The organism is Roseomonas sp. 18066 (genome assembly GCF_902706185.1).
Taxonomy (GTDB): Bacteria; Pseudomonadota; Alphaproteobacteria; order Acetobacterales; family Acetobacteraceae; genus Pseudoroseomonas.
Window position 1 is genome coordinate 1 of sequence record NZ_CACSJM010000135.1, and the last position, 15794, is coordinate 15794.

General features: G+C 70.9%; 14 protein-coding genes. 10 read left to right on the forward strand and 4 right to left on the reverse strand.

Annotated features, from left to right (window positions below):
• Positions 1-102: 102 nt before the first annotated feature.
• Together GVN67_RS22585 and GVN67_RS22590 are read right to left on the reverse strand one after the other, a co-directional pair.
• Positions 103-1674: an ABC transporter substrate-binding protein gene (locus GVN67_RS22585; protein ID WP_159999592.1), complete on the reverse strand. Its 1572-nt coding sequence runs from the start codon at positions 1672-1674 to the stop codon at positions 103-105.
• The gene (locus tag GVN67_RS22590; RefSeq protein WP_159999593.1) at positions 1671-2876 is read right to left on the reverse strand and encodes an amidohydrolase; all 1206 of its coding nucleotides are present in this window, start codon (positions 2874-2876) and stop codon (positions 1671-1673) included. Before GVN67_RS22590 ends, GVN67_RS22585 begins: the two co-directional genes overlap by 4 nt.
• 153 nt (positions 2877-3029) lie before the next feature.
• Here GVN67_RS22590 and GVN67_RS22595 point away from each other — a divergent pair, with 153 nt between their 5' ends.
• A complete protein-coding gene (locus GVN67_RS22595; protein ID WP_159999594.1) occupies positions 3030-3533 on the forward strand; it encodes a GNAT family N-acetyltransferase in 504 nt (167 codons plus the stop codon).
• A gap of 107 nt (positions 3534-3640) precedes the next feature.
• Complete coding sequence (locus GVN67_RS22600) at positions 3641-5254, forward strand: thiamine pyrophosphate-binding protein (RefSeq protein WP_159999595.1); 1614 nt, start codon at positions 3641-3643, stop codon at positions 5252-5254.
• On the opposite strand, the gene GVN67_RS22605 is transcribed toward GVN67_RS22600, so the two are convergent.
• Complete coding sequence (locus GVN67_RS22605; protein WP_159999596.1) at positions 5251-6414, reverse strand: multidrug effflux MFS transporter; 1164 nt, start codon at positions 6412-6414, stop codon at positions 5251-5253. The genes GVN67_RS22600 and GVN67_RS22605 overlap by 4 nt on opposite strands.
• 344 nt (positions 6415-6758) lie before the next feature.
• On the opposite strand from GVN67_RS22605, the gene GVN67_RS22610 reads away from it, so the two are divergent.
• Positions 6759-7784: an amino acid ABC transporter substrate-binding protein gene (locus tag GVN67_RS22610; protein WP_159999597.1), complete on the forward strand. Its 1026-nt coding sequence runs from the start codon at positions 6759-6761 to the stop codon at positions 7782-7784.
• Between the two features lie 208 nt (positions 7785-7992).
• Here the strand turns inward: GVN67_RS22610 and GVN67_RS22615 are convergent, their stop codons facing one another.
• On the reverse strand, positions 7993-8760 hold the full coding sequence (locus GVN67_RS22615; protein ID WP_159999598.1) for a DUF2189 domain-containing protein: 768 nt from the start codon (positions 8758-8760) through the stop codon (positions 7993-7995).
• A 259-nt stretch (positions 8761-9019) separates the two neighbouring features.
• Between GVN67_RS22615 and ccoN the strand changes: the two genes are divergently transcribed.
• The 7 genes from ccoN to GVN67_RS22650 form a co-directional block, all read left to right on the forward strand.
• Entirely contained in the window at positions 9020-10408 is a 1389-nt protein-coding gene (gene ccoN, locus GVN67_RS22620; RefSeq protein WP_368667255.1) for a cytochrome-c oxidase, cbb3-type subunit I, read from the forward strand.
• A 13-nt stretch (positions 10409-10421) separates the two neighbouring features.
• Positions 10422-11153, forward strand: a complete 732-nt coding sequence (gene ccoO / locus GVN67_RS22625) for a cytochrome-c oxidase, cbb3-type subunit II (protein ID WP_159999600.1) — start codon at positions 10422-10424, stop codon at positions 11151-11153.
• A gap of 13 nt (positions 11154-11166) precedes the next feature.
• Complete coding sequence (locus GVN67_RS22630; RefSeq protein ID WP_159999601.1) at positions 11167-11343, forward strand: CcoQ/FixQ family Cbb3-type cytochrome c oxidase assembly chaperone; 177 nt, start codon at positions 11167-11169, stop codon at positions 11341-11343.
• A gap of 1 nt (position 11344) precedes the next feature.
• On the forward strand, positions 11345-12214 hold the full coding sequence (gene ccoP, locus GVN67_RS22635; RefSeq protein WP_159999602.1) for a cytochrome-c oxidase, cbb3-type subunit III: 870 nt from the start codon (positions 11345-11347) through the stop codon (positions 12212-12214).
• Between the two features lie 6 nt (positions 12215-12220).
• Positions 12221-13711, forward strand: coding sequence for a cytochrome c oxidase accessory protein CcoG (gene ccoG / locus GVN67_RS22640; RefSeq protein WP_159999603.1), 1491 nt, complete (start codon positions 12221-12223; stop codon positions 13709-13711).
• On the forward strand, positions 13708-14181 hold the full coding sequence (locus GVN67_RS22645) for a FixH family protein (protein WP_159999604.1): 474 nt from the start codon (positions 13708-13710) through the stop codon (positions 14179-14181). The genes ccoG and GVN67_RS22645 overlap by 4 nt, the downstream gene beginning before the upstream one ends.
• Positions 14178-15794, forward strand: a 1617-nt coding sequence (locus GVN67_RS22650) for a heavy metal translocating P-type ATPase (RefSeq protein ID WP_159999605.1), incomplete at its 3' end; no start/stop codon positions are given. The genes GVN67_RS22645 and GVN67_RS22650, both read left to right, overlap by 4 nt.

Here is a 15794-nt window from a genome sequence, read left to right on the forward strand (position 1 = left end):
GTATAAGAGACAGTTCGCGGGTGGAAGGGGCGGTGTGCCACCTGAAGAATCAGAAAAAAGATGGGGGCCCGGGGGAATTCTTTCCCCCGGACTTTTTGTCTTTTACTTGGCCGTCCGAACTTCCTGTGCCAGCGTCTGCTCATCGACGCGCGGCGTGTAGGTCAGGCCGCGGCGGGTGGCCCAGACCGACTTCTGGATGTGCAGCGGGACGATGGCGACGTCCTGCATGGCGGTGCGCATGGCTTCCTGGAGGAGCTTTTCGCGCGCGCTGTCATCCATGGTGGCCAAGCCGCGCGCGGTGGTCGCGTCGACCGCGGGGTTGGCGTAGCGCCCGTAGTTGGACAGCCCGAGGCCGTTGTTCGGCCCGCGCCCGCCCAGGATGGAGCGCAGCGAGGTGGAGGGCTCGCCGGTGCTGTTGGCCCAGCCCAGCAGATAGGCCGAGGCCTCGAAGCGGTTGAGGCGGCCGATCAGGGTGGCCAGCGGCTGGGCGTCGACGGCGGTCTTCACACCGATGCGGGCCCACATCTGCGCCACCACCTGCAGGATCTGCGCGTCGTTGACGTAGCGGTCGTTGGGGCCGCGCAGCGTGATGGTCAGGCCGTTGGGGTAGCCGGCGTCGGCCAGCAGCTTCTTGGCGCGGTCGACGTCGTAGCGCGGCACGGCGATCGAGGGGTCGTAGCCGAAGGCGCCCTGCGGCATGAACTGGCCGGTGGGGACGGAGGCGTTCTCCATCACGCGCTGGGCGATGGCCTGGCGGTTGATGGCGATGGACAGCGCCTCGCGGACGCGGTGGTCCTGCAAGGGGTTCTTGTCCAGCGCCTCGCCATTGGGACCCGTCACGTCGGGCGTGGCGCCATCCCGGAAGACGTCAAGCCCGAGAAAGATCAGGCGCAGGCTGGTGCCTTCGGCGATGGTGATGCGCGTGTCGGTGCGCAGCTTGCCCAGGTCCTGGGTGGGGACGTTGTCGATCATCGCGACATCGCCCGACAGCAGCGCCGCCACGCGGGCGCCGGAGTTGGTGATGATGCGGTATTCGACGCGCTGCCACTCGGGCTTGGCGCCCCAGTAGCTTTCGTTGCGGGTCATCACCACGCGGTCGTTCGGCGCGTAGGAGACGAAGCGGAAGGGACCGCTGCCGATCGCCACCTTGTCGCTGTTGAAGGCGGCCGAGGCGACGCCGGCGCCCAGGCTGCGCGGCATGATGAAGACCGAGGCCAGGTCGTTGGCCAGCAGCGGATAGGGCGTCGCGGTCCTGAAGCGGATGGTCTCGGCATCGACCACCTCCACGCCGGTGATGGCGCGGGTGTAGACGGCAAAGGAGCTCGGGCTCTGCACCGTGGGGACGCGGGCGACCGAATAGGCCACGTCCTCGGCGGTGACGGGGGCGCCGTTGTGGAAGGTGGCGCCCGGGCGCAGCTTGAACTCCCAGGTGGTGTCGTCGACGATCCGCCAGGAGGCGGCCAGCGCCGGGCGCAGGCGCGCATTCTCGTCGCGCTGCACCAGGCCTTCGAACATATGCGCGGACAGCATGATGCTCGGCGTCAGGGTGTAGTATTGCGGGTCGATGCTGGCCGGCGGCGCCGAGACCGCCATGGACAGGGTCTGCGCGCCGGCGGTGCCGGCCAGCAGGGTGGCCGCCAGCGTGACGCCGGCGATCTTCGAGAAAATGGTCATGCGCGCTCGTCCTGCGTCCAGCCCAGCTCTTCCTGGACCAGGCTCGCCCAATAGGCGGAGCCGAGGGCCAGGGCTTCGTCGTTGAAATCGTATTTCGGCGTGTGGACGTTGTGGAAGCTGCCGTCCGGGTTGCTGCCATTGCCGATGCGCATGAAGACGCCCGGCTTCTTCTGCAGCATATAGGCGAAGTCCTCGCCGCCGGTGCTCATCGGGAACTCGCCGACCGCGGCGTCGCCGACCAGCGCCGCGGCGGCGGCATTGGCGACCGGCACCTTCTCGCCGGCATTGACCGTCGGCGGGCACAGCACGTCATAGGTGAACTCGGCGGTGCAGCCATGGGCGGAGGCGAGCGTCTCGGCCAGCTCCTGCAGGCGGCGGCGGATCATCGCCTGGGCCTCGGGGCGGAAGTAGCGGGCGGTGCCGCGCACCACGGCCTTGGCCGGCATGACATTGGGCGAGCCGAAGCTGCCGCCGCTGACATGGCCGACGGAGAGCGCCGCCGGCTCGGTCGGCTTCAGGTTGCGCGGCAGGATGGTGTGCACGGCCAGCAGGAAATGGCCCAGCACCACGGTGACGTCGGTCGCCAGGTGGGGCGCCGCGCCGCCATGGCCGCCGGTGCCGTGGAACTCGACGCCCCAGAAATCGGCGCCGGCCAGGATCGGGCCGGGGCGGGTGGCGAATTGCCCGACGGCCAGGCCCGGGGTGTTGTGCATGCCGTAGACGCTGTCGACGGGGAAGCGGTCGAACAGCCCGTCCTTGATCATGGCGGCGGCGCCGGTGCCGGCTTCCTCGGCGGGCTGGAAGATGAACTGCACGGTGCCGGCGAAGTCGGGTTTTTGCGCCAGGAACTTGGCCGCGCCTAGCAGCATGGCGGTGTGGCCGTCATGGCCGCAGGCATGCATCTTGCCCGGGACGGTCGAGACATGGGCAAAGTCGTTCTCTTCCTGGATGAACAGCGCATCCATGTCGGCGCGCAGGCCGATGGCGCGCTGGCCCGGGCGGCCGCCCTTCAGCGTGCCGACCACGCCGGTGCCGCCGATGCCCTCGACCACCTCGAGGCCCCATTCGCGCAGCTTGCCGGCGACGAGGGCCGCGGTCCGCACCTCCTCGAAGCGGGTCTCGGGGTGGCGGTGGATGTCGCGGCGGATCTCGATGAGCTCCGCCTCGAAACCCTTGATCTCCTCCAGGATGTCCTGGCGCATGGCGTTTTTCCCTCTGGCTTGGCGCTTTGCCGAAGGGGGGCGAAACTGGGCCGGCCGGCTGCCCCGGTCAACGGGTCGCGAGGCGGTAAGTGTAGACGTTTTTCCATCATGGTGGATAATGGGCGGCGACGCCGCCCTGCGAGGCCCCGAGGCATGACCGAGACCGCCCTGATCCGCGACGCGCAGGAAGCCGACCTGCCGCGGCTGCTGGCCATCATCAACCAGGCGATCCGCGAGACCACCGCGGTCTGGCACGTGCAGGAGACGACGCTGGAGGCCCGGCGCGGCTGGCTGCAGGACCGGCAGGGGGCCGGGCGGCCGGTGCTGGTGGCGGTGGCAGGCGGCGTGGTGCAGGGCTTCGCCAGCTACGGCGATTTCCGCCCCTTCGCCGGCTTCGCGGCCACCGTCGAGCATTCGGTCTATGTCGACCCGGCGGCGCAGGGGCAGGGGCTGGGGCGGCAGCTGCTGGCGGCGCTGGTGGCGCGCGCCGTCCAGGACAGCAGCGTGCATGTCATGGTCGCCGCCATCGAGGCGGGGAATGCCGCCTCGGTTGCCCTGCACCGCCGCGAGGGCTTCGTCGAGGCCGGCGTGCTGAAGGAGACGGGCCAAAAGTTCGGCCGCTGGCTCGACCTGCTGTTCATGACCCGGCACGTCTGACCCGCGGGCTATAAGCCGGGCGGATAGCTGCTTTCCGCGCCCGGGCGCTTCGCGCGCCGCGCCGGCCGGGCCAGACTGCCCTCCAGAAAAAATGGAGGGGACGGCGCATGACCGTGGGCGAGATGATCGTGGAGGCCCTGTTGGCGCAGGGCATCGACCGGCTGTTCTGCGTGCCGGGGGAGAGCTATCTCGGCCTGCTCGACGCGCTGCATGACCGCACAGCGATGGACACGGTGGTCTGCCGCCATGAATCGGGCGCCGGCTTCATGGCGCTGGCCGATGCGCGGCTGACCGGGCGCCCCGGCGTCGCCGCCGTCAGCCGCGGCCCCGGCGCCTGCAACGCCGCCATCGCCGTGCACACCGCGCAGCAGGATGGCGTGCCCTTCCTGCTCATCGTCGGCCAGGTCGCCGCGGCCGATCTCCGCCGCGACGCCTTCCAGGAGATCGACTACGGCAAGATGTTCGGCTCGGTGGCGAAGTGGGTGGCCGAGCTGACCGACCCGGCCCGCGCCGCCGAGACGCTGCGCCGCGCCCTGCAGGTGGCGACCACCGGCACGCCGGGCCCGGTGGTGCTGTCGGTGCCGGAGGACGTGCTGAACGCGCCCTGCGCCAGCCCGGTGCCGGGGCCGCAGGCGCCGCTGGTGGCAGCCCCCCCGGCCGATGCCCTGGCGCGGCTGCGCGGCTGGCTGGCCGCCGCCGAGCGCCCGGTGCTGCTGGCCGGCAGCGGCATCGCGGCGCCGGGGGAGCGCGAGGCGCTGCTCGGCTTCATCGAGGCCTGGGAGCTGCCGGCCCTCGTCACCTTCCGCCGCCAGGACCTGCTGCCGAACCGGCACCGGCTCTATGCCGGCGACATGGGGCTGTCGAACCCGGCCAGCCAGATGGCGGCGCTGGGGGAGGCTGACCTGGTGCTGGCGCTGGGCGCCCGGCTGTCGGACATCAACAGCCAGGGTTTTTCTTTCCCTGTCCCCGGGCAGCGGCTGGTTCACGTCCATGCCGACCCCGACGCCATCGGGCCGATCTTCCCGGCATCGCTGGCGCTCGCCTGCCCGGCCGGCGCCTTCCTGGACGCCGTCGGCCTGCCGGACCGCCCGCCGCCGGGCGCGCGCCGCGGCTGGGTCGAGCGGCTGGCGGTGGAGCGGCAGAAAATCGTCGCCCCGCGGCTGCCCGAGGTCAGCGACGGCCTGGCCTTCGAGGCGGTGGCGTCGGCGATCGGCGCCGCGCTGCCGAAGGACGGCATCCTGACGCTGGATGCCGGCAGCTTCGCCGCCCCCTGCTACCGCATCATCCCCTTCGCCCCGCCGCAGCGGCTGCTGGCGCCGATCTCGGGGGCGATGGGCTTCGGCGTGCCGGCCGCGGTCGCCGCCGCGCTGCGCGAGCCCGGGCGGACCGTGGTCTGCTGCGTCGGCGATGGCGGCTTCCTGATGACCGGGTCGGAGCTGGCCGTGGCGCTGGAACGGCGCCTGCCGATCAAGCTGTTCCTGGCGGAGAACGGCGTCTATGGCTCGATCCGCATCCACCAGGAGCGGGAGTTCCCGGGCCGCACCACCGGCACGGCCTTCGCCAACCCCGACTTCCTGGCGATGGGCGCCGCCTATGGCGCGACGGTGACCCATATCCAGACCGCCGAGGAGCTGAAGAAAATCCCGGCGATCCTGGCGGCGCCGGGGCCGCACTTCGTCGTGGTGAAGACCAGCTTCGACGCGGTGAAGCCGAAGCCCTAGCGGCGGCGGAGGCCCTCGGCGATCACCGCGCCGAGGGCGCCCACCAGCATCAGCACCGCCATTGGCCGCGCCGTGCCATCGGCGAAATGGCTGAGCAGGATGCCGCTGGTGCCGGCGACGCTGAATTGCAGCGTGCCCATCAGCGCCGAGGCCGAGCCCGCCTGCGCCGCCTGGCGCGACAGCGCGCCCACCGCGGCATTGGGCATGACGAAGGCGCTGAACATCATGCAGATAAAGATCGGCGGCAGCAGCAGCGCCCAATGCGACGGCCCGGCGAAGGCGATGCCGGCCAGCAGGATGGTCGAGGCCAGGATCACCCTGGTCGCGATCTTCGGCAGCCGGTCGGCGCCGAGCCGCAGCAGCAGCGGCGGGTTCAGCTGCGAGCCCAGGATGAAGCCCGCCGCGTTGATGCCGAAGAGGATGCCGAAGGTCGAGGGCTCCAGCCGGAACATGCCGACGAAGACCGCGGCCGAGCCGCCGACATAGGCGAACATCAGGAACATATTGGCGCAGCCCATGGCGACATGGGTGGCGAAGCCGCGGTCGCGCAGGATCTGCAGGTAGCGCAGCAGCTGCGCCGTCGGGCCCAGCCGCAGCCGCCGCTCGGGCGACAGCGTCTCCGGCAGGAAGCGCCAGACCAGCGTCGCCGACAGCGCCGCATAGCAGGCGCCGAACCAGAAGATCGGCCGCCAGCCGCCGAAGGCCAGCATCAGCCCGCCCAGGCTGGGCGCCAGGATCGGCGCCGCCCCCATCACCAGCATCAGCTTCGACATCAGCCGGGCGGCGGCATGGCCATCGGCCACGTCGCGCACCACGGCGCGCGGCAGCACCATGCTGGCCGAGCCGCCGAAGGCCGCGATGCAGCGGAACAAGGCCAGCATCTGGATATCGGTGGCCAGCGCGCAGCCGATCGTGCCCAGCAGATAGACCAGCAGCCCCGCGATCAGCGGCCGCCGCCGCCCCAGCCGGTCGCCCAGCGTGCCCTGCACCAGCTGGCCCACGGCGAGCCCCAGGAACCAGGCGGCGAGCGTCAGCTCGGCCGAGCCGTGCGGCGCGCCGAACTCGGCCTCGATGGCGGGAAAGGCAGGCAGGTACATGTCGGTCGAGAGCGGCCCGATGGCCGTCAGGAAGCCGAGCAGCAAGGGTAGCCAGGCAGGCATGGGTGAGGGCGATCCGGTAGGGCGGCAGGGGCGCCGCGAAGGCCAGGGCAATGCAGGGATGGGGCCAGCGCGGCAACCGCCAGGCCCGGCAGGCCAGCATTGCACCGTCACCGCGGCCGCCACAGCCCTGGCCGGTGCCGCGCCCATCATCTTCCTGTGCGACCGCCGGGCTGTTGGGAAGATGAAACAACAGGCAGGTCGCGACGCGGATGCGCGAATCATGGGCGATGGCGGAGCGGCGTGCTGAAACCTTCATCTCTGGCGGCTTGCGCGGGGCCGAGGCGGTCCCGGACACTCGCCGCGTCCCCCGGCCCCCGCGCCGGGCCAGAACAGGGAGAGCAACCGTGATCCGTTCCGCCCTTTCGGCCGCCGGCCTGGCGCTTGCCGCCACCGTCAGCCTGGCTGCCCCAGCCGCCGCCCAGCCCGCCGCCGACACCGTGGGCGCCATCCGCGCCCGCGGCGCGCTGAACTGCGGCGTGGCCGGCAATGTCGCCGGCTTCAGCCTGCCCGACGCCGCCGGCATCTATCGCGGCATCGACGCCGACAGCTGCCGCTCGGTCGCCGCCGCCATCTTCGGCGACGCCAACAAGGTGCGCTTCATCAACACCACGTCGCAGAACCGCTTCACCGCGCTGCAGTCGGGCGAGGTGGACATGCTGGTGCGCAACACCACCTGGACCCTGTCGCGCGAGGCCTCGCTGGGCTTCGAATTCGCCACCATCAACTTCTACGATGGCCAGGGCTTCATGGTGAAGAAGTCGTCCAACGTCACCTCGGCCAAGCAGCTGGACGGCGCCACCGTCTGCGTCCAGCCCGGCACCACCACCGAGCTGAACCTGTCCGACTTCTTCCGCGCCCAGGGCATGAAGTTCACCCCCGTGGTGATCGAGAGCGTGGAAGAAATCCGCACCGCCTTCCTGGCCGGCCGCTGCGACGCCTATACCAACGACGCGTCCTCGCTCGCCTCGTTCCGCGCGACGCAAACCACGCCGGCCGACTTCCTGCTGCTGCCCGAGATCATCTCGAAGGAGCCGCTGGGCGCCGTGGTGCGCAAGGGCGACTGGAAGTTCTTCGACATCGTCCGCTGGGCGCATTTCGCGCAGCTGACGGCGGAAGAGCTCGGCATCACCAGCCAGAATATCGCCAGCTTCACCGCCAACACCAACCCCGACATCCAGCGCTTCATGGGCGCCAGCGGCGACCTGGGCAAGATGCTGGGCCTGGCGCCGGACTGGGCGGTGAAGCTGATCACCCAGCAAGGCAACTTCGCCGAAGTCTGGGACCGCAACATCACGCCGCTGGGCGTGCAGCGGGGGATCAACAACCTTTGGACCAAGGGTGGGCTGCAGTACGCGCCGCCGATGCGGTAAGGAATTTGGGCAGGCTGGGGGAATGAATTCCCCCAGACCCCCATCTTTTTTCTGTCTGTTGGCCGTTGGATGAAAAGCGCCTCGTCGGATGCCGCATCAGGGCATCACGGCGGGGCGCTGTTTTTATGCGCTGGTCGTTCAACGGCCAACGAATAGAAAAAAGATGGGGTCCAGGGGAATTCATTCCCCTGGCCTTTTTCTGTCTTCTCTAAGAATTTTCTTCCTCTGAAAACACATCCGCATAGGCATGCCACGTCGCATGCCCCACGAGTGGCATGGCCACCGCGAGACCCAGGAAGAACGGCACCAGCGCCAGTCCGGTGAACAGCACGATCAGCCCGGCCCAGAGCGCCATGGGCTGCGGGTTGCGCAGCACCGCCTGCCAGGAGGCGATGATCGCCTCGATCGCCGAGACGTCGCGGTCCAGCAGCATCGGCGCGGCGAAGGCGGCGGTGCAGAAGGCCAGCGTCGCCAGGACCAGCCCGCCGCCGGTGCCGAGGATGATGAAGGACAGCAGCCCCTCGGCGCGCAGCATGGCCAGCGGCAGGCCGTCGATCGGCGGCGCGAAATCGGTGCCCAGGCACAGCGCGAAGGCCAGCGTCGCCATGCGCAGCCAGAACAGGTGCAGCAGCAGCAGCGCGCCGCCGAGGAAGCCGAGCTGGGTGCCGCGCTCGGCCAGGCGCGACAGGATGGCGCGGGCGTCGACCGGCAGGCCCAGCGCCCGGCGGCGCGAGCTCTCATAGAGACCGGCGGCCAGCAGCGGCGCCAGCAGCAGGAAGCCGGCTGTCGCGGGCAGGATGGCCCACAGCGTCGCCGCGCGTTGCGCCAGCAGGGCGAGGGTCCAGCCGCCGGCGGCCAGCGCCAGCCCATAGCCCAGCCCCACGGCCGGCGCCGCCCAGAGGTCGCGCCAGCCGGCGGCCAACCAGGCCCAGGGCCGGTCATGCGCCACCCGGCGCGGCGCCGTGGCTGAGGTCATGCAGGCTTTCCTCCCGATGACCACAACCTAGCCGCAGGCCGCGCGCGGCGACTTGATCCGCATCAAGGACGCGACGGGGCGCATGCGCTTCTTTCGCGTCAATCGCGCGAACCCAGCCCATGCCTGGTTGCGCCCGCCGGGGGGCGGCTCCCCCCGCGACCGGAGAATGTGAGCGATGCCCGATGGAGGCCAGGCCTTGCGCCTCGCGGCCGGCGGCGGCTGGCGGCAGGACAGCTATGTGGACGGCCCGATCCGCGCCATGGCGGTGGCGACGATCTTCTGGGGCATCGTCGGATTCCTCATCGGCGTGGTGGTGGCGTCGCAGCTGGCCTTCCCGCTGCTGAATCTCGACCTGGAATGGACGACCTTCGGCCGGCTGCGGCCGCTGCACACCAGCGCGGTGATCTTCGCCTTCGGCGGCAATGCGCTGCTCTGCACCAGCCTCTATGTCGTGCAGCGCACCTGCCGCGCGCGGCTGTTCGGCGGCGAGGAGATGGGCTGGTTCCTGTTCGCCGGCTACCAGTTCTTCATCGTGATGGCGGCGGTGGGCTATCTGCTGGGCGTCACCCAGGGCAAGGAATATGCCGAGCCCGAATGGTATGTTGACCTCTGGCTGGTCGTCGTCTGGGTCTCTTACCTGGTGGCCTTCGGCGGGACGATCCTGCGGCGGGCAGAGCCCCACATCTACGTCGCCAACTGGTTCTTCCTGGCCTTCATCATCACCGTCGCGCTGCTGCATATCGGCAACAACGTGGCGCTGCCGCTGACCATCGGCCATGCCAAGTCCTATGGCGTGGCCTCCGGCGTGCAGGATGCGATGATCCAGTGGTGGTATGGCCACAACGCGGTGGGCTTCTTCCTGACCGCGGGCTTCCTCGGCATCATGTACTACTTCATCCCGAAGCAGGCGGAGCGGCCGGTCTATTCCTACCGCCTCTCCATCGTCCACTTCTGGTCGTTGATTTTTCTCTACATCTGGGCCGGGCCGCATCACCTGCACTACACCGCGCTGCCGGACTGGGCGCAGACGCTAGGCATGGTCTTCTCGATCATGCTGTGGATGCCGTCCTGGGGCGGCATGATCAACGGGCTGATGACGCTGTCGGGGGCCTGGGACAAGCTGCGCACCGATCCCGGCCTGCGCTTCTCGGTCGCCGCCGTCGGCTTCTACGCCATGGCCACCTTCGAGGGGCCGGTGATGTCGGTGAAGGCGGTCAACGCCCTGTCGCATTACACCGACTGGACCATCGGCCATGTCCATTCCGGCGCCCTCGGCTGGAACGGTTTTATCACCTTCGGCGCGCTGTACTGGCTGGTGCCGCGGCTTTGGGGCAAGACCGAGCTGTGGTCGAAGAAGTTGGCCGACTGGCACTTCTGGATCGCGACGCTGGGCATCGTCCTCTACATCACCGCCATGTGGGTCTCCGGCATCATGCAGGGGCTGATGTGGCGCAGCTACGACGCCATGGGATTTCTCCAATACAGCTTCGTCGAGACCGTGGCGGCGATGCATCCCTACTACGTCATCCGCATGCTGGGCGGGGTGCTCTACCTCTCCGGCGCGCTGCTGATGGCCTACAACCTGTGGCGCACCGTGCGGACCGCCCCCGCCGCGCTGCCCGCCTCCCAGCCCGTCGCGGCCGAGTGAGGAGCTCAAAGCGATGTTCAAGAAATTCAGCCACGCTCTTATTGAAAAGAATTTGATCCTGATGGGGGTGTTGTCGCTGATCACCGTCTCCATCGGCGGGCTGGTGCAGATCGTGCCGCTCTTCGCCGTGGAGACCACGATCGAGCGCGTCGACGGCATCCGCCCCTACACGCCGCTGGAGCTGGCGGGGCGCGACATCTATGTGCGCGAGGGCTGCTACACCTGCCACAGCCAGATGATCCGCCCCTTCCGCGACGAGGCCGAGCGCTACGGCCATTACAGCCTGGCGGCGGAAAGCCTCTACGACCATCCCTTCCAATGGGGCAGCAAGCGCACCGGGCCCGACCTGGCCCGTGTCGGCGGGCGGTATTCCGACGACTGGCATGCGGCGCATCTGCGCAGCCCGCGCGCGCTGGTGCCGGAAAGCGTGATGCCGCCTTATGCCTTCCTCGACCGGCCGCTCGACTATCGCGACATCGCGGCGCATCTGCGCGGCCAGCGCGCGGTCGGCGTGCCCTATACCGAGGCGATGATCGCCAATGCGGCGGCCGATCTCGAGGCGCAGGCGCGGCCGGAGATGGACCCGGCGGGCTTCACGGGACGCTATGCCACCGCCCGGCAATCGGCCTTCGACGGCGATGGCCGGACGGTCACCGAGATGGATGCGCTGGTCGCCTATCTGCAGATGCTCGGCACGCTGGTGCGCTTCGGCGACGTCACGCCCGAGCGCGTGCGGCAGCAGTGAGGGGCGCGCCGTCATGGATCTCCTGACCGCCTATCCCGTCCTGAAGGCCGCCTGGGTCGTGTGGTTCTTCCTTCTGTTTGGCTTCATCCTGGTCTGGGTGCTGCGCCCGGGCCGCCGCCACGCCTACCAGGCGATGGCCGATATTCCCCTGCAGGACGCGCCCCCCGCGCGTCCCAAGCGGAGCCTGTGACATGGCCTCGAACATCGAGAAGGACGCCGTCAGCGGCCAGGACACCACCGGCCATGAATGGGACGGCATCCGCGAGCTGAACACGCCGCTGCCGCGCTGGTGGCTCTGGACCTTCTACGCCTGCATCGCCTTCGCCGCCCTCTGGGTGGTGCTGTATCCGGCGCTGCCCTTCAGCACGGGGCTCACCGGATGGACCGCGCGCGGCGCCATCGGCGAGGAGATGGCGCGCCACGCCGCCGAGCAGGAGCCGCGCCTGGTCGCCATCCGCGAGGCGACGCTGGAAGAGATCCGGTCTGAACCCGCCTTGCGCGCCTATGCCATGGCCGGTGGCCGCGTCGCCTTCGGCAACAACTGCGCCGCCTGCCATGGCGCCGGCGGCCAGGGCGCGCCGGGCGGGTTTCCGTCGCTCGCCGATGATGACTGGCTCTGGGGCGGCAGCATGGCCGCCATCCAGCAGACCATTGCCCATGGCATCCGCACCGCCGAGGACGACCAGGCCCGCACCAGCATGATGCCGCGCTTCCTGGCTGACGGCCTGCTGAAGGCGCCGCAGGTCGATGACGTGGCCGAGCATGTGCTGGACCTCTCCGGCCGCGCCACCGACCGCGCGGCGGCGGCGCGGGGTGCGACGCTCTTCGCCGAGAACTGCGCCGCCTGCCATGGCGACCGCGGCACCGGCAATCGCGAGATGGGCGCGCCGAATCTCGCCGACCAGGTCTGGCTCTATGGCGGCGACAAGCGCGCCATCGTGCAGAGCATCGCCTATGCCCGCGGCGGCGTCATGCCGGCCTGGGGGGCGCGGCTGGACCCGGCTGTGGTCAAGATGCTGGCCGTCTATGTCCATGCCCTCGGCGGCGGCGAGGCGGAGTAGCGCATCATGGGCCGCGTCGCCCTGCCTCGCCCGACGACAGAAAACGCCTCGCTCTACGCCGCGCAGCAGAAGGTCTATCCCAAGGCGGTGCGCGGCCCGGTGCGGCGCCTGAAATGGGCGATGCTGGCCGCCTGCCTGGCGCTCTACTACCTGCTGCCCTGGCTGCGCTGGGACCGTGGCCCCGGCCTGCCGGACCAGGCCGTGCTGGTCGACATCGCCGATGCCCGCATCTTTCTGTTCAGCATCGAGCTCTGGCCGCAGGAGATCTATTTCCTCACCGGCGCGCTGGTGCTGGCGGCGATCGGGCTGTTTGCCGTGACCAGCCTGTTTGGCCGCGTCTGGTGCGGCTTCGCCTGCCCGCAGACCGTCTGGACCGATCTGTTTCTTCTCGTCGAGCGCTGGATCGAAGGCGACCGCAACGCGCGGATCAAGCGCGACGCCGCCCCGGTCTCGCGCGACAAAGTCCTGCGCAAGGCGCTGAAGCACGCCGCCTGGATCGTCATCGCCGCGGCGACCGGCGGCGCCTTCGTCGTCTATTTCCAGGATGCGCGGGCGGCCTTCGTCGCCATCCCGACCGGCACCGCCTCGCTGGAAACCTATGTCTTCTTCGCCCTCTTCACAGGTACCACCTACCTGCTGGCCGGCTGGGCGCGGGAGCAGGTCTGCACCTATATGTGCCCCTGGCCGCGCTTCCAGGCCGCCATGCTCGACGAGCAGTCGCTGGTGGTCACCTATCGCGGCTGGCGCGGCGAGCCCCGCGGCAAGGCGCGCGCCGCCGGCATCGGCGATTGCGTCGATTGCCGCGCCTGCCTGCATGCCTGCCCGACCGGCATCGACATCCGCGACGGGCAGCAGATGGAATGCATCGGCTGCGGGTTGTGCATCGATGCCTGCGACGAGGTGATGCGCAAGCTGCAGCGCCCGCCCGGCCTGGTCGCCTTCGAGACCCTGGCCAACCTGGCCGCCAGCGACGCCGCGACGATGGGCATGCCGCCCGGGCCGGTGCGGCAGCTCTGCGGCATGAAGGCGCGCGCCCCCGTCCGCTTCGCCCGGCCGCGCAGCATCATGTATGGCGCGGTGCTCGGGCTGGTCGCGGCGGTGATGCTCGGCGCCTTCCTGATGCGCGAGACGGCGACGCTGTCGGTGCTGCGCGACCGGGCGCCGCTCTATGTGCGCCTGTCCGATGGCGGCATCCGCAACGGCTACACGCTGAAGCTGGCCAATCGCCGGCTGGCCGAGCCGGCCCTCGCCCTGGAGCTCGTCGCCCCCGCCGGCTTCCACCTCACCGTCCAGGAAGCGCCGCTGGACGAGGCCCGGCGCCCCCGGCTGCGGCTGGCGCCCGACGGGGTCACCGAATGGCGCGCCCTGGTCAGCCTGCCCGCCGGCCAAGCGGTCGCCGCCAGCACGCCGATCCGCTTCCGCCTGCGCGACGCCGGCGGGCGGGTGCAGCTTGAAGAGACCAGCATCTTCCTCGCCCCTGAAAGAGGCTCGCCATGACCGCGCTCGCCACCCCCCGCCGCAGCGGCTGGATCCCCTGGGTCTTCGTCGGCGGCATGCTGCTGGTGATCGCGGTGAATGGCGTGCTGATCGTCTTGGCGCTGACCACCTTCACCGGTGTCACCGAGGGCCAGGCCTATGACCGCGGCCTCGCCTACAACGATGTCCTGGCCGAGAACGCCCGCCAGGCGGCGCTGGGCTGGCAGGGGGAGATCCGCCGCGCCGGGGATGGCAGCCTGGCCGTCGCCATCACCGACCGCGATGGCCGCCCGGTGCCCGGCACCCTGCGCGGGCTGCTGCTGCGGCCCCTGGAGGGGACGACCCAGCCGCTCGTCTTCACCGCCGATGGCGAGGGCCGCTTCCGCGCCGCCCTGCCGGTGCCGCAGCCCGGGCAATGGGAGGCGCGGCTGGTGATGACCGGGCCCGCGGGCCGCGAATTCGACCTGCGCCGGCGGCTGGTGCTGCCGTGACCCTGCTGGCCCCCGCCGAGACCGCCGCCGGCTGCGCCCATTGCGGCGCGGCGCTGCCCGAGGCCAGCGACCGCTTCTGCTGCCGCGGCTGCGCGGCGGCGGCGGGGCTGGTGGCCGGGCTCGGCCTCGACGCCTTCTACCGGCGGCAAAGCACGGCCGCCGGGACGCTGCGCCCGGCGGAAACCCTGCCCGACACTGATTTCTCCGCGCTCGTGGTTCCCGAGAAGGGGGGCGTGCATCGACTGGAGCTGATGCTGGCCGGCCTGTCCTGCGGCGCCTGCGTCTGGCTGGTCGAGCAGGCCCTGGCCGCCGAGCCCGACGTGCTGCGCGCCCGGGCCAGCCTCTCCGCCCGCCGCCTGACCATCGCCTGGCGGGGGGAGGCTGGTCGCGCCAACCAGCTGGTCGCGCGGATCGCGGCGCTCGGCTTCCGCGCCGCGCCCTGGTCGCCGGCCTGCCTGCGCGCGACCGAGGATGCCGAAGGCCGCGCCCTGCTGCGCGCGCTCGGCATCGCGGCCTTCGGCATGATGAACGTCATGCTGGTCTCGGTCGCCGTCTGGGCCGGCGGCGACATGGGGGAGGCCACCCGCGCCCTGATGCATTGGCTGGCGGCGCTGATCGGCCTGCCGGTGGTGCTGGTGGCGGGGATGCCCTTCTACCGCTCCGCCTGGCGCGGGATCCGGGCCGGGCGGCCGAACATGGACCTGGCGGTGTCGCTGGGCGTGCTGGCGACCACCGCAATGAGCCTGTCGGAGACGCTGCGCCAGGGCCCCTATACCTGGTTCGACGGCGCCACCGCCTTGCTGGCCCTGCTGCTGGCCGGGCGGGTGCTGGACCGCGCCGCCCGCCGCCGCGCCCGCCAGGCGGTGGCCGAGCTGCTGGCGCTGCAGGATGGCACGGTGCAGCGGATCGACGCCGAGGGCCGCGTCACCCATGCCCCGGCCGGGCAGCTTCTGGCCGGCGACCGCCTGCTGCTGACCAGCGGCGAGCGGCTGCGGCTGGACGCCGCGCTCGACGCCCCCGAGGCCCTGCTGGATACCGCCGCCACCACCGGCGAAAGCCTGCCCCGTCGTTTCCTGGCAGGCGAGCTGGTCGCTGCCGGCGCGGTGAACCTGGGCAACCCGGTGGCGATGCGCGTCACGGCGGCCGCCGCCGACGGGTCGCTCGCCGCCATGGCGCGCCTCCTGGAACGCGCCGAGCAGGCGCGCGGCCGCTTCGTGACGCTGGCCGACCGGGCCGCCCGCTTCTACGTGCCGGTGGCGCATGCGGTGGCGGTGGCGACCTTCCTCGGCTGGTGGCTGTGGATGGGGGTGTCCTGGCAGGCGGCGCTGGTGCCCGCCGTCGCCGCGCTGATCATCACCTGCCCCTGTGGGCTCGCCATCGCCGTGCCCGCGGTGCAGGTCGCGGCCTCGGGCGCGCTGTTCCGGCGCGGGGTGCTGGTGGCCTCGGCCAGCGCGCTGGAGCGGCTGGCCGGCGCCGGCTGCGCCGTGCTCGACAAGACCGGCACCCTGACCGAAGGCCGCCCCGCCTTGCTGGAGGCGCCCGGCCGCCCGGCCTCGGCGCTGCGCGAGGCGGCCGCCATCGCCCGCGCCTCCCGCCACCCGCTGGCCCGGGCC

Excerpts from the sequence above, each read along its gene's own strand:
- GVN67_RS22585 (WP_159999592.1), bottom strand. The coding sequence starts at position 1,674 with ATGACCATTTTCTCGAAGATCGCCGGCGTCACGCTGGCGGCCACCCTG.
- GVN67_RS22595 (WP_159999594.1), top strand. The coding sequence starts at position 3,030 with ATGACCGAGACCGCCCTGATCCGCGACGCGCAGGAAGCCGACCTGCCG.
- ccoP (WP_159999602.1), top strand. The coding sequence starts at position 11,345 with ATGGCCTCGAACATCGAGAAGGACGCCGTCAGCGGCCAGGACACCACC.
- ccoG (WP_159999603.1), top strand. The coding sequence starts at position 12,221 with ATGGGCCGCGTCGCCCTGCCTCGCCCGACGACAGAAAACGCCTCGCTC.
- GVN67_RS22645 (WP_159999604.1), top strand. The coding sequence starts at position 13,708 with ATGACCGCGCTCGCCACCCCCCGCCGCAGCGGCTGGATCCCCTGGGTC.
- GVN67_RS22605 (WP_159999596.1), bottom strand. The coding sequence starts at position 6,414 with ATGCCTGCCTGGCTACCCTTGCTGCTCGGCTTCCTGACGGCCATCGGG.
- GVN67_RS22600 (WP_159999595.1), top strand. The coding sequence starts at position 3,641 with ATGACCGTGGGCGAGATGATCGTGGAGGCCCTGTTGGCGCAGGGCATC.
- GVN67_RS22615 (WP_159999598.1), bottom strand. The coding sequence starts at position 8,760 with ATGACCTCAGCCACGGCGCCGCGCCGGGTGGCGCATGACCGGCCCTGG.
- GVN67_RS22590 (WP_159999593.1), bottom strand. The coding sequence starts at position 2,876 with ATGCGCCAGGACATCCTGGAGGAGATCAAGGGTTTCGAGGCGGAGCTC.
- GVN67_RS22630 (WP_159999601.1), top strand. The coding sequence starts at position 11,167 with ATGGATCTCCTGACCGCCTATCCCGTCCTGAAGGCCGCCTGGGTCGTG.
- ccoN (WP_368667255.1), top strand. The coding sequence starts at position 9,020 with ATGGCGGTGGCGACGATCTTCTGGGGCATCGTCGGATTCCTCATCGGC.
- ccoO (WP_159999600.1), top strand. The coding sequence starts at position 10,422 with ATGTTCAAGAAATTCAGCCACGCTCTTATTGAAAAGAATTTGATCCTG.